The organism is Streptomyces sp. NRRL S-118 (genome assembly GCF_000716335.1).
In the GTDB taxonomy this organism is placed as follows: Bacteria; Actinomycetota; Actinomycetes; order Streptomycetales; family Streptomycetaceae; genus Streptomyces.
Genome location: NZ_KL591023.1, coordinates 1 through 19144, shown reverse-complemented (window position 1 = coordinate 19144; position 19144 = coordinate 1). Strand labels below are relative to the sequence as shown.

The 19144-nt window shown below is 72.2% G+C and carries 18 protein-coding genes; 14 read left to right on the top strand and 4 right to left on the bottom strand.

The window, feature by feature from the left end; translation table 11 throughout:
• Window positions 1–269: 269 nt before the first annotated feature.
• On the top strand, window positions 270–1631 hold the full coding sequence (locus IH00_RS0129240; protein ID WP_078888015.1) for an MFS transporter: 1362 nt from the start codon (window positions 270–272) through the stop codon (window positions 1629–1631).
• 16 nt (window positions 1632–1647) lie between these two features.
• Window positions 1648–2844, top strand: coding sequence for an anhydro-N-acetylmuramic acid kinase (locus IH00_RS0129235; RefSeq protein WP_031078822.1), 1197 nt, complete (start codon window positions 1648–1650; stop codon window positions 2842–2844).
• Window positions 2845–2850: 6 nt separating this feature from the next.
• On the opposite strand, the gene IH00_RS0129230 is transcribed toward IH00_RS0129235, so the two are convergent.
• A complete protein-coding gene (locus tag IH00_RS0129230) occupies window positions 2851–3945 on the bottom strand; it encodes a S1 family peptidase (RefSeq protein WP_052411708.1) in 1095 nt (364 codons plus the stop codon).
• 221 nt (window positions 3946–4166) lie between these two features.
• Between IH00_RS0129230 and IH00_RS0129225 the strand changes: the two genes are divergently transcribed.
• The 10 genes from IH00_RS0129225 to IH00_RS0129180 all read left to right on the top strand — a co-directional run bounded on the left by IH00_RS0129225 (window position 4167) and on the right by IH00_RS0129180 (window position 14061).
• Window positions 4167–4862, top strand: a complete 696-nt coding sequence (locus IH00_RS0129225) for an ester cyclase (protein ID WP_031078818.1) — start codon at window positions 4167–4169, stop codon at window positions 4860–4862.
• A gap of 160 nt (window positions 4863–5022) precedes the next feature.
• Entirely contained in the window at window positions 5023–5370 is a 348-nt protein-coding gene (locus IH00_RS0129220; protein ID WP_031078817.1) for a tetratricopeptide repeat protein, read from the top strand.
• A gap of 338 nt (window positions 5371–5708) precedes the next feature.
• Window positions 5709–7193 carry a sensor histidine kinase gene (locus tag IH00_RS0129215; RefSeq protein ID WP_031078815.1) on the top strand — a complete coding sequence of 495 codons (1485 nt, stop codon included), beginning with the start codon at window positions 5709–5711 and terminating at the stop codon, window positions 7191–7193.
• Window positions 7190–7591 (top strand): roadblock/LC7 domain-containing protein, encoded by a 402-nt coding sequence (locus IH00_RS0129210; RefSeq protein ID WP_031078813.1) that lies wholly within the window; start codon window positions 7190–7192, stop codon window positions 7589–7591. Before IH00_RS0129215 ends, IH00_RS0129210 begins: the two co-directional genes overlap by 4 nt.
• Complete coding sequence (locus IH00_RS0129205; RefSeq protein WP_031078805.1) at window positions 7588–7968, top strand: DUF742 domain-containing protein; 381 nt, start codon at window positions 7588–7590, stop codon at window positions 7966–7968. The genes IH00_RS0129210 and IH00_RS0129205 overlap by 4 nt, the downstream gene beginning before the upstream one ends.
• Window positions 7949–8581, top strand: a complete 633-nt coding sequence (locus tag IH00_RS0129200; protein WP_031078804.1) for a GTP-binding protein — start codon at window positions 7949–7951, stop codon at window positions 8579–8581. Before IH00_RS0129205 ends, IH00_RS0129200 begins: the two co-directional genes overlap by 20 nt.
• Window positions 8578–10011: a cytochrome P450 gene (locus tag IH00_RS0129195; RefSeq protein ID WP_031078803.1), complete on the top strand. Its 1434-nt coding sequence runs from the start codon at window positions 8578–8580 to the stop codon at window positions 10009–10011. Before IH00_RS0129200 ends, IH00_RS0129195 begins: the two co-directional genes overlap by 4 nt.
• 158 nt (window positions 10012–10169) lie before the next feature.
• Window positions 10170–11255, top strand: coding sequence for a selina-4(15),7(11)-diene synthase (locus IH00_RS0129190; RefSeq protein ID WP_031078802.1), 1086 nt, complete (start codon window positions 10170–10172; stop codon window positions 11253–11255).
• Complete coding sequence (locus IH00_RS0129185; protein WP_234334993.1) at window positions 11252–12598, top strand: cytochrome P450; 1347 nt, start codon at window positions 11252–11254, stop codon at window positions 12596–12598. Before IH00_RS0129190 ends, IH00_RS0129185 begins: the two co-directional genes overlap by 4 nt.
• A 248-nt stretch (window positions 12599–12846) precedes the next feature.
• Complete coding sequence (locus IH00_RS0129180) at window positions 12847–14061, top strand: extracellular catalytic domain type 1 short-chain-length polyhydroxyalkanoate depolymerase (RefSeq protein WP_052411707.1); 1215 nt, start codon at window positions 12847–12849, stop codon at window positions 14059–14061.
• Here the strand turns inward: IH00_RS0129180 and IH00_RS0129175 are convergent.
• The gene (locus IH00_RS0129175; protein WP_039947549.1) at window positions 14017–15297 is read right to left on the bottom strand and encodes a cytochrome P450; all 1281 of its coding nucleotides are present in this window, start codon (window positions 15295–15297) and stop codon (window positions 14017–14019) included. The two genes, IH00_RS0129180 and IH00_RS0129175, sit on opposite strands and share 45 nt — an antisense overlap.
• A complete protein-coding gene (locus IH00_RS0129170) occupies window positions 15294–16070 on the bottom strand; it encodes an alpha/beta fold hydrolase (protein ID WP_031078798.1) in 777 nt (258 codons plus the stop codon). The genes IH00_RS0129175 and IH00_RS0129170 overlap by 4 nt, the downstream gene beginning before the upstream one ends.
• Window positions 16071–16268: 198 nt before the next feature.
• Between IH00_RS0129170 and IH00_RS0129165 the strand changes: the two genes are divergently transcribed.
• Window positions 16269–17816 (top strand): MFS transporter, encoded by a 1548-nt coding sequence (locus IH00_RS0129165; RefSeq protein WP_199819830.1) that lies wholly within the window; start codon window positions 16269–16271, stop codon window positions 17814–17816.
• 95 nt (window positions 17817–17911) lie between these two features.
• On the opposite strand, the gene IH00_RS0129160 is transcribed toward IH00_RS0129165, so the two are convergent.
• Window positions 17912–18508 (bottom strand): type-2Aa cytolytic delta-endotoxin, encoded by a 597-nt coding sequence (locus IH00_RS0129160; RefSeq protein ID WP_031078796.1) that lies wholly within the window; start codon window positions 18506–18508, stop codon window positions 17912–17914.
• 162 nt (window positions 18509–18670) lie between these two features.
• On the opposite strand from IH00_RS0129160, the gene IH00_RS0129155 reads away from it, so the two are divergent.
• The coding region (locus tag IH00_RS0129155; protein ID WP_158827965.1) for an Hsp70 family protein at window positions 18671–19144 on the top strand (474 nt) is incomplete at its 3' end.

The following is a 19144-nucleotide window of genomic DNA, read 5'->3' as shown; positions in this document are numbered from 1 at the left end:
GTGCGGCAGCTGGAGCGTCCGTCGGGGCGGAGCCACTTCTCACGACGGGTGATCGTCTCCACGCCGACCTGCCGGTGGTCTCGCCTCCAGAGGACCCGAATACGCCATACGGGCTGCCTTTACACCGTATATGCACCTTTGTGCCTGCGCATCGCGAGCGCCGGACCGTCCTGCCGCCGACGTGCGGTGCCGCACCGTCCGAAGGTGCTCCGCACCGCGCCGGTGAAAGTAATTGACAGCGAACGGCTGTGATGATGTAACGAACTTTCATGGAGAGCCGGCGGACGACCACCTCCTCACCGCCCGGAGGGACCGGCGGAGCGGCAGCCGTGCCGCCGCGGTCGCGCGGTTCACTGGTGGCGGGCTCGGTCGGCAACTTCATCGAGTGGTACGAGTTCGGCGTCTACGGCTGGTTCGCCACGATCATCGCCGCCCGGTTCTTCGACCCCGCGGGCACCGGCGGCGCCGAGGCCCTGGTCAAGACGTACGCGTCCTTCGCGCTGGCGTTCTTCTTCCGCCCGGTGGGAGCGGCGCTGTTCGGCCGGATCGGCGACCGGGCCGGCCGGCGGCCGACGCTGATCCTCGTCATCCTGCTGATGACGGGCGCGACCACCCTGATCGGCCTGCTGCCCACGTACGCGACGCTGGGCGCCGCCGCACCGTGGATGCTCACCCTGCTGCGCGCCGTCCAAGGGCTCTCCGCGGGCGGCGAGTTCGGGGGCGCCGTCTCGGTGATGACCGAATGCGCCCCACCGGGCAGGCGCGGCCTGTACGGGGCGTGGCAGTCGTTCACCGTGGCGCTGGGACTGCTCGGCGGAGCCGGGGTGGCCGCCCTGCTGGCCACGATCCTGACGCAGGACCAGCTGGAGGGCTGGGGGTGGCGGGTGCCGTTCCTGCTGACGCTGCCCATGGGGCTGGGCGCCCTGTGGCTGCGGCTGCGCCTCGAGGAGACGCCGTCGTTCCGGCGGCAGGAGGCGGCCCGGTCCGTAGCCGCCGCGCCGCGGAAGGCGCCCCATCCCGTCACCGCCGCGCCCGGAGAGGCGGCGCGCGCGATCGTGCTCGCGGCCGGCCGGCTGATGGGCTGGTCGGCGGCCGGCTACACCTTCCTCGTCGTCCTCCCGTCATACCTCCAGAGCAGCCTGAACGCCTCCTTCCGGCAGGCGCTGGTGGCCACCGTCCTGGGCAATCTGGGCTTCGCGGCCACGATCCTCCCGGCGGGTGCGCTCAGCGACCGCGTGGGCCGGCGCGCGGTGATGGTGGCCGGTGCGGCGCTCGCCGTCCTCCTCGCCTTCCCACTGCTGGGCGTGTTGCGGGACCCCTCCACCGGGGCGGTCGCCAAGGGCCTCGCGGTGTTCGCCGCGGGCGCGGTCGTCGGCCTGATGGCGGGGCCGGGGCCGGCGATGCTCGCGGAGATGTTCCCCACGCACGTCCGGTACACCGGGCTGGGCCTGGCGTACGCGCTGTCCAACGCGGTGTTCTCCGGCTGCGCGGGCCTGATCGTCACCTGGACGATCGAACGGACCGGCAGCGTCGACGTCCCCGCGTACTACGTGGCCGCCACGTGCGCCGTGAGCGCGCTCGCCCTGGCCACCCTGCCCGGCGACGGCCACCGCCACGCCCTGCGCGACTGAGGAGGAGAGCAGCACCGTGCGGATCATCGGCATGATGTCGGGCACGTCGTACGACGCGGTCGACGCGGCGGCCGCGGACCTCACGTTCGACGGGGACAGCGTCGTCCTGCGCCCGCTCGGCATGGTCAGTGCCCGGTACGACGACGGTCTGCGGTGCGCCCTGGCCGCCGCACTGCCTCCGGCGGCCACCACCCTGAAGGACGTCTGCCTGCTGGACACCTGTATCGGGCAGGCGTTCGCGGAACTCGCCGTACGGGCGGACCGTGAGCTGTGCGGGGGCCGCGCCGAGCTGGTCGTCTCCCACGGGCAGACCGTCCACCACTGGACCGAGGGCGGGCGGGTACGCGGCACCCTCCAGCTCGGCGAGCCGGCCTGGATCGCCGAGGCGACCGGCCGTCCCGTCGTCTCGGGCCTGCGCACCCGGGACGTCGCCGCCGGCGGGCAGGGCGCGCCGCTGGTGAGCATCGTGGACGTGCTGTGGCTGCGCGGGCGCCCTGGCGTGCCCGTCGCGCTGAACCTCGGCGGCATCGCCAACATCACGGCGGCCGCCGGCCCGGCCGGGGCGCCGCCGCTCGCCTTCGACACCGGTCCGGCCAACGCGCTGGTCGACGCGGCCGTGCACCACTTCACGGGCGGCAGGCTGGCCTACGACGCCGACGGCGCCCTGGCGGCGCGCGGCAGGGTCGACGCGGAGCTGCTGCGGCGGCTGCTGGACGAGCCGTACTACACGGCCCCGCCGCCCAAGACGACCGGCAAGGAGGTGTTCCACCTGCCCTACCTGCTGGCGGCGCTGGAGGGGCGGGACGCCCTGCGTCCGGCGGACGTGGTGGCCACCCTCACCGAACTGACCGCCCGTACCGTCGCGGACGCGGTCCGCTCCGTCGGGGCGACCGAGGTCTTCGCCTCGGGGGGTGGCACCCGCAATCCGGTGCTGATGGACCGGTTGCGGTCGGCGCTCGGCGGTGTTCCGCTGCGCGGCTCCGGCGAGCTGGGGCTGCCGTCGGCGGCCAAGGAGGCGTACGCCTTTGCGGTTCTCGGTTTCCTGACCGCCCACGGACTGGCCGGTACGGTACCGGCATGCACCGGTGCCCGGCATGCGACCCTGCTGGGCTCGATCACCCCGGGCCGGCACGCTCTGCGGTTGCCGGAGCCCGCCCCGACCGTGCCCGTACGGCTGCGGCTGACGCCGCCCCCGCCGTACGGGCACGGGTGAGCACGGTCAGGGGATGCGGGCGCCGACCGCGTCCAGCGCGGTCGTCACGGGCTGGAAGAACGTCTCGCCACCCACGTCGCAGTTGCCGCTGCCGCCCGAGGTGAGACCTATGGCGGCCCCGTCACGAGTGAACAACGCGCCTCCGCTGTCCCCCGGTTCGGCGCAGACATCGGTCTGGATCAGACCGGTGACCGTGCCCTCCGGGTAGTTCACCGTGGCGTTGAGGCCGGTGACCTGCCCGTCCCTGAGGCCGGTGGTGCTGCCCATCCGGAACACCTGCTGGCCGACTGCGGCCTCGGCCGCGCCGCGGATCGGTACCGTCTGACCGCCGCCCACGTCGACGACGTCGGGGGCGTCGGCGCCGGGGTCGTCGTACGTGACGAGGGCGAAGTCGCCCTCGCCCGGGAAGGTGGCGGCCTGGACGGTGCCCAGCTCCGCGCCGTTCTCGTCGGTCCACCGGTCGGCGGCGACACCGCAGTGGCCGGCGGTCAGGAAGCCGCGCCCGCCGTCCTGGGTGGTGACGTTGAAGCCGAGGGAACAGCGGGAGCCGCCGCCGAAGATGGCGTCGCCGCCGTCGGCGAAGGGCTTGAACTCGCCCTTGGACTTCTGGATGCGCGCGACACCGTCACCGAGGGCCTCCACGGCCGTCTCCAGCCGGTCCCACCTCTGGCCGGTGACCGTGCGGTCGGCCGTGACGAGCACCTGGTTGGTGCGGGGGTCGACGGCCCAGGCCGTGCCCGGGATGGCGGCCCGGCGGGAGAGCGTGCCCGTGGCGGACTTCAGGGTGGCGGTGCTGTTGCGCACGGCGCGGGGCACCGCGCCGGCCTGTGCGACCGCGGCCTCGGCGTCGTCGTCGCCCCCGGCGACGTTGACGACGAGCTGCTGCTTGCCGGCGTCGTAGTACGCCCCGCCGTACGCGTCACCGAGCCGGTCGCCGAGCTTCTCGGCGACGCCTGCGGCGGAGGCGGCGGTCATCTTCTGGGCGACGACCGGTCCGGAGCCGGCTGGGGACTGCGAGGCATTGGCGTTGGGCAGCAGGATCGCCGCGGCGACGATGCCGGTGGCTCCGGCTCCTGCGAGGACTGCTTTTCGCTTGGTCATGCGCCTGTGGGTCAACTCGGTGGCTCCTGCGGGTCGTTCGGACTCCGGCGGCCGACGGCGGCCGGGGGGACGCGTCCGCCCCTTCGTACGGACGGCGGGCCCGTCGCGTTCAGCGGCCGCGGACCGGGCCGTGACGGAACGCCCGCACCATCGAGTCGAACATCCATCTCATATCGGGCATATTCTGAAATTGCTCCAGCGTTCGAGCAGTAGGAGGGACCATGTCATTCGTCCAGGTCATCGACCTCAAGACGGACCGGGTCGATGAACTACGCGGGTTGATGGACCAGTGGATCCAAGCGACCGAGGGTAAGCGGACGGCCACGCATTCGATCGTCGGACGGGACCGCTCCGACAGCACCCATGTGGTGGAGATCGTGGAGTTCCCGTCGTACGAGGAGGCGATGAAGAACTCGAACCTGCCCGAGACCAACCGGATCTACGAGCAGCTGATGGCGCTCTGCGACGGCGAACCGTCGTTCACGGACCTGGACGTCGTCGGCGACCAGCAGCTCAACAAGCTCATGGTGCAGCGCTTCGTCGATGACGTGATCAACGGAGGGAACGTCGACGCGGCGGACTCCCTGTGCAGCGCCGACTACCGCGAGCACGACCCCTCGCTGTCGTCGTACGACGTGGACCTGGAGGCCGCCAAGGCCGAGAACCGGGAGATCATGGAGGCGTTCCGGCCGACGTGCACCATCGAGAGCCTCGTCGCCGAAGGCGACCTGGTCTGCCTGCGGATGTCGTACACCGGCCGCCACGTGGGCGAGTACCGCGGCCTGGAGGCCACCGGCCGCGATGTCTCCGGCACGGGCCACGCGACGTTCCGCTGCAAGGACGGCAAGATCGCCGAGAGCTGGTGGAACATCGACGATCTCGGGCTGATGCAGCAACTGGGGGCCCTCGAGGGCTAGGAGATCCCCGCACGGCCCCGTCCGCCCGGCGATCGGAGCGGACTCGACCGGAGCGGACTCGACCGACGTCGCGGTCCGGCACCCTCGCACACGAGCCACACCGGTCAACAGTGGAATTTTCAACCGGAGTGGCTCGTCGACGGCGCCGAGGAGGTCAGGAGTGCACGCGACGTACTACGACCACGGGTCCCCGGCCGAGCGCTGGGAGCGGGCGCGGCTGTTCTTCGACGCCAAGGACCACACGGCCGCCGCGCGCGTCCTGCGCGCGCTGGTCGACGAAGCGCCGGAGCAGACGGGACCGAGGCTGCTGCTGGCGCGCTCCTCCTACCACTCGGCCCAGCTGCGCAGCGCCGAGACCGAGCTGCGCGCCATCGTGGAGAGCGATCCCGTCGAGCACTACGCCCGGCTCATGCCGGGGCGCACGCTCCAGCGGCAAGGACGGCACGAAGAAGCCGAAACGCATCTGCGCGTCGCGGCTGCCCTGGCGGGCGATTTCGACCGGCTCTGATGCGCCGGCCGCGCCGGGGAACCGGGATGCCGGGCCGCCGCCGATCCCGGACGGCGGCCCGGCACCCGGGCGCCCGGTCGCTCGCGCAGCCTGCCGACCGCTCCGAGCGGGCCACTCCCGCCACCTGCCCGGCGCCGTGCCGACGGCCTCCTGCCCCGCCCTCGCAGGCCGATCCCCGGACGTACGACAGCCGGGGGCGGAGGTACTCAGTCCACTTCGATGGGACCGAACAGATCTCGCCAATGCGGTGACCCGCCGTCAATCCCCTTGACTTCAACGGGCTATGCTCCCGCCCGTCGTCATATGATCTTTCTCGTTCGATGGGTTTGATGGTGCTGATGGTCCGTGAGACATCGTCGCCCGGAAGTGGAAGCCCGCGGTCCGCGGCCTCTTTCGTGTGGCTCCTGCCCGCCGCTCTGACCGCCGTCGCCGCCGGTGTCACGGTGGCCGTGGTGTCCGCTCCCGCGCGCGTCCCGGTCGGCGTCATCGGGGCCCTGGCCGCCCTCGCGCTCGCCGTGACAGGCGCGGCGGCCGCCCGCCGGGGGCGGGTGATCGAGGAACTGCGGCGCACCGTCGCCGCCCGCGACACCGCCCTGGCCCGGCGGCACGCCGAGACCGCGCATCTGGCCGGAACGTTGCTGCCGGACGCCATCGAGCGGCTGCGGCGCGGTGAATTCCCCGAGGACGTACTGGGTTCGCTCACCGCGCCCGACGAGCACCAGGCGGTCGTGCGCGTGGTCGTCGACGCGGTCGTCGCCGAGGAGGACCTGCGCGAGTCCGCGCAGCGCGCCTTCGTGAACATCGCCCGACGGGTCCAGGCCATCGTGCACCAACAGGCGCAGGAACTGCGGGAGATGGAGGACCGCCACGGCAACAGCCCGGAGGTCTTCGGCGATCTGCTCCGCATCGACCACGGCACCGCGCTGATCGGGCGGCTCGCCGACTCCATCGCGGTCCTCGGAGGCGCCCGCCCGGGCCGCCAGTGGAGCCGCGCCGTCCCGCTGTACAGCGTGCTGCGCGGCGCCATGTCCCGCATCCTCGACTACCAGCGCGTCGAACTGCACTCGGTCACCGAGGTCGCCGTCACCGGCCCGGCCGTCGAACCGCTGATCCACGCCCTCGCCGAGCTCCTCGACAACGCCACGCGCTACTCGCCGCCGCAGACCAAGGTCCATCTGACCGCCGTCGACGTGCAGTCGGGCATCGCGGTGGAGATCGAGGACGGCGGTGTCTCCATGAGCGAGGAGGCCCGCAAGCGCGCCGAGCGCATGCTCCGCCAGGCCCAGCAGGGCATCGACCTGAACGACCTGGGCGAGACCCCGCGCCTCGGGCTCGCCGTGGTGGGCCGGCTGGCGCAGGCGTACGGCTTCCAGGTCTCGCTGCGCCCGTCCGCGTACGGCGGTGTCCGGGCCGTCGTGGTCGTGCCCCAGGAGCTGATCACCACCGTCGCCTCGGCCAGCGGCCTCGCCCACGGCATCGGTGCGTCCTCCGTGCCCCGTGCGACCGTCCCGGCCGCGGAGGCCCTCCCGGGCCCGGCCGCCGACCCGGCGCCGCGTTCGGCCACCGGCCCGGTCGCGGACGACCACGCGCCGGTCGTGACCGAGCGAACGCCCAACGGGCTGCCCCAGCGCCGCCGCAAGAAGCCGGTGACACCGCCGGCCGCGGCGGCCGCCGCACCCTCCGCGCCGGCCGCGCCGGCGCCCACCGCCGCTCCGGACGCGGAGCCCTCACCTCAGGTGCAGCCCGGAATGTGGCTGGCCGCCTTCCAGAGCGGCCTGACCGGGGAGCCGAACGACGCAAGCAAGGGGAACACTCAGCCATGATCAAGCAGCAGGCCAATATGGACTGGATGCTCAAGGACCTCGCGGAAGGCGTGCCGCAGACCAGGCACGTTGTCGTGCTCTCCGCCGACGGTCTGCGCATGGCCCAGTACGGCACGGACGACGACACCGCGGACCGGCTGGCCGCCGCCTGCGCCGGACTGCAGTCGCTGGCAGGCGCCGTCGCCACCGAACTCCCCGGCAGCGACGGCCGGATGCGGCTGGTGGTCATAGAGATGAACGGCGGCTTCTTCTACCTGATGGCGGCCGGCACCGGCGCGTACCTGGCCGTGCTCGCCGGGGAAGGCGTCGACGCCGGGCTGATGGGCCAGCGCATGCGCGATCTCGTCCTGCGGATCGGAGAGCACCTGAGCAGCCCGCCGCGCCGGGACGCCGAGTGAGCGACGCGGGCAACGGGGGCGGCGGGACCGGCGCGCACTGGGAGGAGAGCAGCCCCGAGCGGCTGTACGTCATCACGGGCGGACGCAGTGGTACGTCGGCGCCCGCCGCGCTCGACCTGGTCACGCTGATCGTGGCCAGGTCGGGCGTCAAACCCGGGATGCAGCCGGAGCACGCGGCGATCGTCCAGCTGTGCCAGGCGCCGCTGTCGGTCGCCGAGATCTCCGCGTACCTCGGTCTCCCGGTCAGTGTCGTCACCGTCCTGCTGGGCGATCTCCTCGCCGACAACCGGGTCATCGCCCGCGCACCCGTCCCACCCGCCCGACTCCCCGACCGCGCGTTGATTGAGGCAGTGATCGATGGACTTCAGAAGCTCTGAGCCGGCCGGCGCGCTCGCGCGCGGGCCGCGGAGCGAGGACGTGCTGCCGGCGACGGCCACCACCGCGGTCAAGGTGGTGATCGTGGGCGGCTTCGGCGTCGGCAAGACGACGCTCGTCGGCTCCGTCAGCGAGATCCGGCCGCTGACGACCGAGGAGACGATGACCCAGGCCGGGGTCGGCGTGGACGACACCGCCGGGATAGGCGGCAAGACCTCGACGACCGTCGCCATGGACTTCGGCCGCATCAGCATCAACGAGCAGCTGGTGCTGTACCTGTTCGGCACCCCCGGGCAGGAGCGCTTCTGGTTCCTGTGGCGCGGCCTGTTCGAAGGCGCGCTGGGCGCGGTCGTACTGGTCGACACGCGCCGCCTGGAAGTCAGCTTCGACGTGATCGGGCGACTGGAGGAGCGCGGCGTGCCGTTCGTGGTGGCCGTCAACTCCTTCCCGGACGCCCCGGCGTACCCGGTGGAGGAGCTGCGCGGCGCGCTCGACCTGCCGCCGTCGGTGCCGATCGTGCCGTGCGACGCGCGGGAGCGCAGCTCCGGCAAGGACGTCCTGATGACGTTGATGCGCTACCTCCAGACCATTGCCACGACGCAGGAGGCGTCATGACGACTTCCGACACCGGCGCGTTCCCCGCCCCCGTGCCGCCCCCCGGGTGCCCTGCCCACGGCATGGCGCCCGATGCGCTGCGGAGGCTGTACGGTCCGACCGCCGAGGCCGACCCCGGGGCGCTGTACGAAGCCCTCCGCAAGGAACACGGTGCGGTGGCGCCCGTGCTGCTGCACGGGGACCTGCCGGCGTGGCTGGTGCTGGGTCACCGGGAGATCCTCGAAGTCACACGCTCCCCCTCACGCTTCACCCGTGACTCCCGGCACTGGAACATGTTCCGGGAGGGGAAGGTCGCCCCGGACTCACCGCTGCGTCCCATGGTGGAGTGGCAGCCCAACTGCATCTTCGTCGACGGCGAGGAGCACCGGCGGTTGCGGGCGGCTGTGACGGACAGTCTCGAGCAGTTCGACCGCCGCGGGATCCGGCGCTATGTGATCCGGTACACCGACCAGCTCGTGGACGGTTTCGCCGCGAACGGTGAGGCGGATCTGATCGGCGACTTCGCGGAGAAGTTGCCGATGCTGGTGATGACCCAGCTCCTGGGCATGCCCGAGGAGTACGGGGCACGGCTGGTGGACGCCGCGCTGGACCTGATGAAGGGTACGGAAACCGCCCTCGCGAGCAACGACTTCGTCGTGGCGACGCTGCGGACCCTGACCGAGCGGAAGAAGGCCGATCCCGGGCGCGATCTGGCGACCAGGCTCCTCGGTCATGAGGCCGCGCTCACCGACGACGAGGTGATCGAGCATCTGCGGCTCGTGCTCGTGGCCGCGAACGAGACGACGGTCAATCTCATCGCCAACACGCTCCGGCTGGTGCTGACGGACCGTCGCTTCCGCGCGAACCTGGCCGGCGGCCACATGACGCTGCCCAACGCGCTGGAGCAGGTGCTGTGGGACGATCCGCCGCTGTCGGCGATCCCGGGCCGCTGGGCCACCGGTGACACGGTCCTCGGAGGCAAGCAGATCAAGGCGGGCGACCTCATCATGCTGGGCCTGGCGGCGGGGAACGTCGATCCCGAGGTCCGGCCGGACCTGGAGGCCCCGTTGCACGGGAACCGCGGCCACGTGTCCTTCTGCAGCGGTCCGCACGAATGTCCGGGTCAGGAGATCGGCCGCGCGATCGCGGACACCGGGATCGACACGCTCCTGGCCAGGCTGCCCGACGTGCGGCTCGCCGTTGCCGAGGACGAGCTGCGCTGGCGCGCCGCATGGCTGTCCAAGCGCCTGGAGTCGCTGCCCGTACATTTCACGCCACCGCGTACGGCCGGCGACGGGGACGTGAGGAAGCCCGCGGCCTTCGCCTCGACGGCGCCGGGTCCGCTTCCGGAGGCGGTGCCCGTCGCCGCCCCGGCGGCCGTGGGACCGGCGGAGCCGGGGCGTCCGACCCGTACCCCGTGGTGGAGGTCCCTCTTTCGTTCCGGCCGCTGACTTCGCCGCCGAGCCGAATAGGTCAGCAATTGTCCTATTGGATCAACGGAATCCGGTCACTACTATGCGCCATAGTTGATCACTCTGGGGTGAACGAGACGCGTGTGACGCCAGTGTCGCCGGTCCACGCGTCGCCCCGTGACAAGAGGGAGGCCGTAGTGGGCCCCGGGCTCATAGTTCCGCCGATCTACTCCCCCATTCCCCCGGCGATCCATCCGCGCCACGCACAGATCGACGTACAGACGGCTGCCTGGGCAGAAACGTTTCGCATCGGGTCCGAGCAGTTGCGCGGACGGCTCGTACGGCAGGACATCGGTACGTTCTGCGCCCGGATCCTCCCCGAGGGCCGTGAGGAGGTCGTCTCGCTCCTCGCGGACTTCGTCCTGTGGCTCTTCGGCGTGGACGACGGGCACTGCGAGGAAGGCGCACTGGGTCACCGACCGGGCGACCTGGCGGGAGAGCTGCACCGTCTGCTGCGGGTCGCCCAGAACCCGGAAGCCCGCATGCTGCTGGACGACCCGCTCGCCGCCGGTCTGCGCGACCTGCGGCTGCGCGTCAACCGGTACGGGACCCCGGGGCAGGCCGCCCGCTGGGTGGACGCGCTGCGCGAGTACTTCTTCTCCGTGGTCTGGGAGGCGTCCCACCGCCGCGCGGGCACCGTCCCGGACCTGAACGACTACACGCTCATGCGCCTGTACGACGGCGCGACGTCGGTGGTGCTGCCGCTGCTGGAGATGGGTCACGGCTACGAGCTCCAGCCGCACGAGCGGGACCGTACCGCGGTGCGGGCCGCGGCCGAGATGGCGTCCTTCATCATCACCTGGGACAACGACATCTTCTCGTACCACAAGGAGAAGAACGGGACGGGCTACTACCTCAACGCGCTGCGGGTGCTGGAGAAGCACGAAGGGCTCACCCCCGAGCAGGCGCTGACGACCGCGATCGCCCAGCGCGACCGGGTCATGTGCCTGTTCCTGCGCGTGTCCGAGTACCTCTCCGGGCAGGGCAGCCCCCAGTTGCGGCAGTACCTGGCGAGCCTGGCCCACTTCATCCGCGGTGCCCAGGACTGGGGCATCAGCTCCGTGCGGTACACCACGCCTGACAACCCGGCGAACATGCCGTCGGCGTTCTCCTCCGAACCCACCGACGCCGGCACCGAACCCCTGGCCATCCCGTCGATCGCCTGGTGGTGGAACCTGCTCCCCGCCACCGCCTCCCGCCCCCAGCAAAGGATTCTCCAGTGACGGTCGCTGTGCAGTCGGTCCCCCGGGCCCCCGGGGCGGTGCCCCTCATCGGGCACACCCTGAAGCTCTGGCGGGACCCGCTCCGCTTCCTCGCCTCCCTGCGGGGAAGCGGCGAGCTGGTCCGGGTCGACCTCGGAACCATGCCCGTGTACGTCGCGACCAGCGCGCGGATGGTGAACGAAGTGACCGTCAGACAAGCAAGGAGCTTCGAGAAGGGGCGGCTCTTCGACCGGGTGCGCCCCCTCGTCGGCAACGGCCTGGCGAACTCGGGCGGCGAGACGCACCGCGCGCACCGGCGGCTGATGCAGCCGATGTTCCACCAGCAGCGCCTGGGCGGCTACGCCGAGATCATGAGCAACCGCGCTCAGGCCCTCGCCGACTCCTGGACGCCGGGACAGCGGATCGTCCTCGACGAGGTGCTCGGCGCATACGCGATCGAGACGCTGGCGGAGACGATGTTCTCCGCGGACCTCGGACGGTCCGCCGTCGAGGCCGTGCGCAGGAACTTCCCCGTCATCCTGAAGAACATGCTGATACGGGCCGCGTCCCCGAAGTTCCTGGACCGGCTGCCGATTCGCCCCAACCGGGAATTCGACGCCGCCACGGCACGCATGCTCCCGGTCATCGACGAAGTGATCGCCGGCACGCGGAGGTCGGGGCGGACGGACCGGCCGGACCTGCTCTCGGTCCTCCTGGCCGCGCGGGACGCGGACACCGGGCAGTCGCTCACCGACATCGAGGTGCGCGACCAGATCATGACCATCCTCTTCGCCGGCACCGAGACCACGGCCTCCACCCTCTCCTGGGCCTTCCACGAACTGGCCCGGCACCCCGAGGTGGAGCGGCAACTGGTGGCCGAGATCGACCGGGTCGTCGGCAGCCGTCCGGTGACCATGGAGGACGTCCCCCGTCTGACGGCGATCCGGCGGGTGCTCGACGAAGTCATCCGGCTCTACGGCGTCACCCTCCTGATGCGGCGCGCGACGGCCGACGTGGAACTCGGCGGCTTCACGGTGCCCGCCGGATCCGAGGTCGCCTTCAGCCTCTACGCCCTGCACCGCGATCCCGGCCTGTTCGAGGATCCCGACCGCTTCGACCCCGACCGGTGGCTGCCCGAACGCCGTGCCGCGCTGGGCCGGGAGGAGTTCGTGCCGTTCGGCTCCGGCAACCGCAAGTGCATCGGTGACGCCTTCGCATGGACGGAGGCCACCATCGTCCTGGCGACGGTCCTGCGCCGCTGGAAGCTCCGCCCCCAGGCCGGGCAGCCCGCCCCCCGGGCGGCCGCGTCCGCGATGGCCCACCCCGACCGCGTCCCCATGACGGTGCTCCCCCGCGACGCCTGAACGGCCGGCCCGTCCGGGCCTGCGCGCCGCCGGTGCGCGGGGGCTGTGCCTTGCCCCCCGCGCACGGCCCTAACAGCCACCCCCGTGCCGCGCAACCCCCCGGTGCGGGGTTTGCGGTGCGGGGAGTGTGGGGCCGCGGGCCATAGGGAGCGCGGGCGGGGCGGCGTACCGTTCCGGTCACCCCGGCGGCCGCGTCCGGCCGCGACAGCGGCCGCCCGGGGCATCCCCACGCCATACGAGGAGCCGCCATGCCGTACCCCCTCCCCCGCCTGCGGGCCGCCCTGACCGTGCTCGTCATGGCGGTCGCCGCCGTACTGTCCTCGCCGCCTCCCGCCGCGCACGCCGCCGTCGCGCTCACGCGCGTCACCGGGTTCGGCAGCAACCCGGGGCAGCTGTCCATGTACGTCCATCGCCCCGCATCACTGCCGGCCTCCCCGCCCGTGGTGGTCGCCCTCCACGGCTGCACGCAGAGCGCCCAGGTGTACGCCGACCACTCGGGCCTGCCCGACATGGCGGCCCGCGCCGGATTCCTGCTGGTGCTCGCCGAGCAGCAGGCCTCCAACAACCTCAACAAGTGCTTCAACTGGTTCCGGACGCCGGACAGTCGGCGCGGTCAGGGTGAGGCCGCGTCGATCCGGCAGATGGTGGCGCACGCCGTCGCGTCGTTCGGCGCCGACCCCCGGCGGGTGTACGTCACGGGGCTGTCGGCCGGCGGTGCCATGACGTCCGTGATGCTCGCCGCGTACCCGGACGTCTTCACCGCCGGCGCCGTCGTCGCGGGCGTCCCGTACGACTGCGCCCGGGACGTCGCGTCCGCGTACTCCTGCATGAACCCGGGGGTGGACCTGAGCCCGGCCCAGTGGGCGCAGCGCGTGCGGGACGCCCATCCGGCGTGGACGGGGCCGTGGCCGCGGGTGGCCGTGTGGCAGGGCGACCGCGACACCACGGTGGTGCCCCGCAACGCCGACGAACTGCGCGACCAGTGGACCGCCGTGCACGGGCTCTCCCCCACACCCACCCGCACCTCCGTCATCGGTCCCGACTCCACGCGCCACGAGGAGTACGCGGCTGCCGACGGCACGGTCGCCGTCGAGGTGAACCGGGTGCCGGCCATCGGCCACGGCACGCCCGTCGACCCGGGGACCGGGCCCGCGCAGTGCGGCTCGACCGCCGCCGCGTACTTCCTCGACTCCATCTGCTCCAGCCACTGGATCGCGGCGTTCTTCGGGCTGACGGAACCCGGCGGCGGCCAGGCGCCGCCCGGCCCCGGGGACGGCACCGCCTCCTGCTGGACCGGCAGCAACTACCACCACGTCCAGGCCGGCCGCGCCACCACGAGCGGCGGCTCCGTCCTGGCCAAGGGCTCGCAGCAGAGCATGGGGCCGTACAACACGTTCGTCGTCCGCACCCTGAAGGAGTCACCGGCCGGGTACTTCACCGTCGCCGACGGCGCCTGCCCCTGAGGTCAGGTGCAGCGGCAGCGACTTCAGCCCGTTGATGAAGTTGGAGACCAGCCGCCGGGGCGGGGCGGCCACGGTGTACGGGGGAAGGACGCGCAGCGCCTCCTCGTGCAGGACGCGCAGCTGGAGGCGGGCGAAGTGCGCCCCGAGGCAGATGTGCGGGCCGTCGCCGAAGGCCACGTGCGGATTGGGGGAACGGCCCGGGTCCAGCCGGTGCGGGTCGTCGAAGACCCGCTCGTCGTGGTTGGCGGAGGCGTGGAAGACGACGACCTTGTCCCCGGCGCGGACGGACTGCCCGGCCAGTACGCAGTCCTCCGTGGCCGTGCGGCGGATGTGGAGGACGGGCGGGTGCACCCGCAGCAGCTCCTCCACGGCGGCGTCGAGGCGGAACGCTCCGGCGCGCAGCAGCAGCTGCGGGCCGGGGTGTTCGGCAAGGGCGAGGAAGCCGCCGGGGGCGGCGCTGCGGACGGTGTCGTTCCCGGCGACCGTCATCAGGAAGAAGAACATCTCCAGCTCTCCCTCCGACAGGTCCGCGTGCGCGAGGGAGGTGATGACGTCGTCCCCGGGGTGGGCGCGCTTGTACGCCGCGAGCTCCTGGGCGTAGGCGAACATCTCCCGCAGCATCGCGGGCGACCGCGGGTCGAGGGGCGTGCCGTCCGGCCCGAGGACCGGTGGTTCGTCGGGGTCCTGGTAGGCGATGACCCGCTCGGTCCAGGCGAGCAGCAGCCCGCGGTCGCTCTTCGGTACGCCGAGGAGGTCGGTGAGGTTGAGCAGGGCGTAGTCGTCGGTGACGGTGCGGACGAGGTCGACCGTGCCGTCGCCGCATCGGGCGGTGGCGTACGCGGTGCGCAGCAGCTCACGGGCGCGGGTCCGTACCGCGTCCGTGAAGCGGTCGGTCCGCCCGGGTGTGAAGGCGCGGCTGACCAGCCGCCGCAGCCTGCCGTGCGCGGGCGGGTCCTGGTTGAGCATCATGCGGCGGATGAACGGCAGGTCGGCCGGGTCCGGGTCACGGATCTGGGTGGCGCCGAGATGCGAGGAGAACGTCCGGGTGTCCTTGAGGACGCGTACGACGTCGTGGTGGCGGGTCACGGCCCAGAATCCGGGCCCCGCGGGCCAGCCCAGCACCGCGTACTCGTCCTGCCAGGCCACCGGCGTGCGGTCGCGCAGGGCACGGTAGGTGTCGTGCGGGACGCCGCGCCCGTACAGGCGGGGGTCGAAGACGTCGGTGTCCGGTGTCACGCGGGTCCGTCCGCGCGCAGGAAGTCCTCGACGGTGCGGACGAGTTCGAGCGGGGTCTCGTCCATGGCGTAGTGGCCGGCCCGGGGCAGCTCGGTGAGCAGGCCGTTCGGGTAGCGCCCCAGCCAGCTGCGGCGCATGAGGTCCGCGCCGAGCGCCGGGTCGAGCGCGCCGGTGACGGCCAGGGCGGGTACGCCGAGGCCGTCGACCTCGGCGTGGAAGTCCTCGCCGGCCCACGAGTCGAGCCAGGCGCGGACCGCCTTGGGGTCGCTGCGCTCCAGGGAGCGGCGCACCATGCGGTCGAGCCAGGCGTCGGGGCGGGCGCCGCCGGTGGTGAGGTCGATGATGATGCGGCGGTTCTCGGGGCGTTCGGCCGCTCCGGCGAACAGTTCCCACTGCTCCGGCGGCATCGGCAGGCCCTCGGCGGGCACCGGGGAGACGCCGACGAGCCTGCGGACCCGGCCGGGAGCGGCGGCGAGGACCCGCTGGGCGACGCTGCCGCCCATGGAGTGCCCGACCAGCGAGAAGCGGTCCCAGCCGAGCCGGTGGGCGAGGGCGAGCAGATCGCCGGCGGCCTCGCGGGTGGTGTACGCGCCGTGGGCGTCCTTGGCCTCCCCGTAACCGCGCAGGTCCACGACGGCGTAGGTGAAGGAGCCGAGGTCGAGGTCGGGCAGGACGGGCGCGTAGGCGTCGCGGTCGGCGAGCCAGCCGTGGACGGCGAACACCCGGTGGGGCCCGTCGCCGAGCAGCCGGTGGGGCAGGACGAAGGGGGCCATCGGGCACGCTCCGATCGGGAGAGGACGGGCACCACCTTGACCGGTGCCGCGCCGCCCCACAAGGGCGCGAACGGGGCGCTCGCGGAGGCCGCTTGATCGACTGGTGACGCTCCGGTACCCGGCTTACGGTCGAATGGTGGACGGCGGGGCCCTTGACGCTCCGGAACCGTTCACCGACCTCCGGTGAGGGCCCTGTCCATGACCACACCTCAGCCGACTCCCGCACCCGGCACCACCGCGCCCGAACGGGGCGGCGGCAAGGGGATCGCGCTCCTGGTGATCGCCTCGTGCCAGTTGATGGTGGTCCTCGACATCACCATCGTGAACATCGCGCTGCCGCACATCCAGAGCGACCTGAATTTCTCGACCACCAATCTCTCGTGGGTGGTCAACGCCTACACGCTCACCTTCGGCGGGCTGCTGCTCCTCGGTGGCCGCGCGGGCGACATCCTCGGCCGGCGACGGGTGTTCATCTTCGGCGTGCTGCTGTTCGTGCTGGCCTCGCTGCTCGGCGGACTGGCCCAGACCTCCTGGCAGTTGCTGGCGGCGCGGGCGCTGCAGGGTGTCGGCGGTGCCATCGCCTCCCCGACGTCGCTCGCCCTGATCAGCACGACGTTCGAGGAAGGGCCGGAGCGCAACCGTGCGTTCGGCGTGTTCGCCGCGGTGTCGGCGGGCGGCGGTGCGATCGGGCTCCTGGCGGGCGGCATGCTGGTCTCCTGGCTCGACTGGCGCTGGGTGTTCTTCGTCAACGTGCCGATCGGGCTGCTCATCGCCCTGGCGGCACCGCGCTGGATCCGGGAGTCCGAACGCCATCCGGGCAACTTCGACGTCATCGGGGCGCTCAGCTCGACGCTCGGCATGGTGCTGCTCGTGTACGGATTCATCCGGGCCGCGCAGGAAGGGTGGGGGGACCCGCTGACGGTGGCGTCGTTCGGGGCCGCCGTGGTGATCCTGGCGCTGTTCGTGTTCGTGGAGCGCCGCTCGCGGCAGCCCATCACGCCGCTGCACATGTTCGCCGACCGCAACCGGGCGGGCACGTACGGCATCATGCTGTGCCTGGCCGCCGCGATCTTCGGGATGTTCTTCTTCCTGACGCTCTTCGTGCAGAACGTCCTCGGCTTCAGCCCGCTGGCGGCGGGCCTGGCGTTCCTTCCGGTGAGCGCGATCATCGCGGTCGGCGCGGGTCTGGCGTCGCAGTTGCTGCCGAAGTACGGGCCGAAACCGTTCATGGTGGTGGGCGCGCTGCTGGCCGCGGTGGGGCTGGCTTGGCTGACGCTGACCGACGTGAACTCCACGTACCTGGGCAGCATCCTCGGTCCGATGCTCGTCTTCGGCATGGGCATGGGGATGCAGTTCGTCTCGCTGACGCTGATGGCACTGTCGAACGTGCCCACCCAGGAGTCGGGCGCGGCGTCCGGGCTGCTCAACGTGATGCAGCAGGTGGGTGGTTCCCTGGGCCTGTCCATCCTGGTGACCGTCTTCGGTACGGCGAACCGCAACGAGGCGGAGAACCAGGTGCGGGCGTACCTCTCGCAGGCGACACCGGCGGAGCGGCTGCGGTTCCAGCAGACCCGGGAACTGCCGCCGCCGTGGGCCGACCAGGTCCTCACGTCCGGGGTCTCGGCGGCGTTCATCGTGGCCGCCGTCTTCGCGGCGGTCGCCGCGGTCATCGCCCTGGTGGTCATCCAGGTGCGCCCGTCGGACCTCGAGCGCCTCAAGGGCGGTCTGGGGCCGGGCCCGTTGTGAGGCGGCGGGCCGCAGGGGCGGTTCCCCGCCGGTCCGCCCCGTGCGCGGGGCGGGCCGGCGGGGAGCGTCATGCCCCGGGCCGCGCGGGGCCCACGTCAGCCGGTGTCCCCCAACGGCTGCCGTACGGCGATGGCGTTGACGCGCAGATGGCACCGGGCGGTGTCCTCGGCGCTCAGCGACCGGGCCTTCTCCCCGTCCACCCCGAGCGTCGCGTCGAGGCACAGGGCGACGGCGTACAGGTGACCGTCGGTCTCCTCGTCCTGCAGGGCGAGGAGGAGGTTGTAGTAGTAGCTGGTGCGCTCCGCGGTGTCCTCGTAGAACGACAGGTGCGTGCCTTCCTGCCGGCCCAGACCGACGAACGCGCCGGTGAGCGCCTCCTCGGCCTTGCGCCAGAAGCGGGGGTTGGTGAAGGGCCGGGACAGCGCCTGGCGCACCGCCTCCGTCAGGGACAGCACCATGACGCTGACGGGGGCGGTTTCCTGGAGGCCCCAGCCGCGGATGATCCGGACGGTGGAGCCGTCGGGGATGGCGGCGGCGGCCCTGCTGATCTCACCGAAGTCGAAGTTCACCGTCGCCGGGGCGATCGCGTGCTGGAACTTTCCCTCGATGCCCCGGGCCCGGGACAGGTGGGCCGGCCCCACCTCGAAGACCGGCAGGAAGGTCGTCTTCTCGGCAGCGGGCTGTTCGGCCATGGCTGCTCCTCGTGTGTCGGAAGGGGTCGCGCCGCAGCCGCACAGTATGCCGGTAGCCCGGACGTCCATGATCAGTGGCCCGGCCGCCGCGGAGACCGCAGCACCCTTGACAGGGCGTATTGAGGCGTTTTATCCAGATCGTGGAGGAGGAGGTGCGCTCCCATGGCCCGTGCAGTGGGTATCGACCTCGGTACGACGAACTCCGTCGTCAGCGTCCTGGAAGCGGGTGAGCCGACCGTCATCACCAACACCGAGGGCGCCCGGACCACGCCGTCCGTCGTCGCCTTCGCCAAGAACGGCGAGGTGCTGGTCGGCGAGGTCGCCAAGCGCCAGGCCGTGACGAACGTCGACCGGACCGCCCGCTCGGTCAAGCGCCACATGGGCGACGCCGGCTGGCGCTTCCCCGAGACCGGGGACATCGACGGCAGGCGTTACACCGCGCAGGAGGTCTCCGCGCGCGTCCTGCAGAAGCTGAAGCGGGACGCCGAGGCGTACCTCGGCGAGGACGTGTCCGACGCGGTCATCACCGTCCCCGCGTACTTCAACGACGCGCAGCGGACCGCCACGCAGGAGGCGGGCCGGATCGCCGGCCTGAACGTCCTGCGCATCATCAACGAGCCGACGGCCGCGGCCCTG

Bases quoted from the DNA above. Each gene is read 5' to 3' on its own strand.
- IH00_RS0129240 (WP_078888015.1), top strand. From the start codon at position 270: ATGGAGAGCCGGCGGACGACCACCTCCTCACCGCCCGGAGGGACCGGC.
- IH00_RS0129230 (WP_052411708.1), bottom strand. From the start codon at position 3,945: ATGACCAAGCGAAAAGCAGTCCTCGCAGGAGCCGGAGCCACCGGCATC.
- IH00_RS0129225 (WP_031078818.1), top strand. From the start codon at position 4,167: ATGTCATTCGTCCAGGTCATCGACCTCAAGACGGACCGGGTCGATGAA.
- IH00_RS0129215 (WP_031078815.1), top strand. From the start codon at position 5,709: ATGGTCCGTGAGACATCGTCGCCCGGAAGTGGAAGCCCGCGGTCCGCG.
- IH00_RS0129210 (WP_031078813.1), top strand. From the start codon at position 7,190: ATGATCAAGCAGCAGGCCAATATGGACTGGATGCTCAAGGACCTCGCG.
- IH00_RS0129200 (WP_031078804.1), top strand. From the start codon at position 7,949: ATGGACTTCAGAAGCTCTGAGCCGGCCGGCGCGCTCGCGCGCGGGCCG.
- IH00_RS0129195 (WP_031078803.1), top strand. From the start codon at position 8,578: ATGACGACTTCCGACACCGGCGCGTTCCCCGCCCCCGTGCCGCCCCCC.
- IH00_RS0129180 (WP_052411707.1), top strand. From the start codon at position 12,847: ATGCCGTACCCCCTCCCCCGCCTGCGGGCCGCCCTGACCGTGCTCGTC.
- IH00_RS0129170 (WP_031078798.1), bottom strand. From the start codon at position 16,070: ATGGCCCCCTTCGTCCTGCCCCACCGGCTGCTCGGCGACGGGCCCCAC.
- IH00_RS0129165 (WP_199819830.1), top strand. From the start codon at position 16,269: ATGACCACACCTCAGCCGACTCCCGCACCCGGCACCACCGCGCCCGAA.
- IH00_RS0129160 (WP_031078796.1), bottom strand. From the start codon at position 18,508: ATGGCCGAACAGCCCGCTGCCGAGAAGACGACCTTCCTGCCGGTCTTC.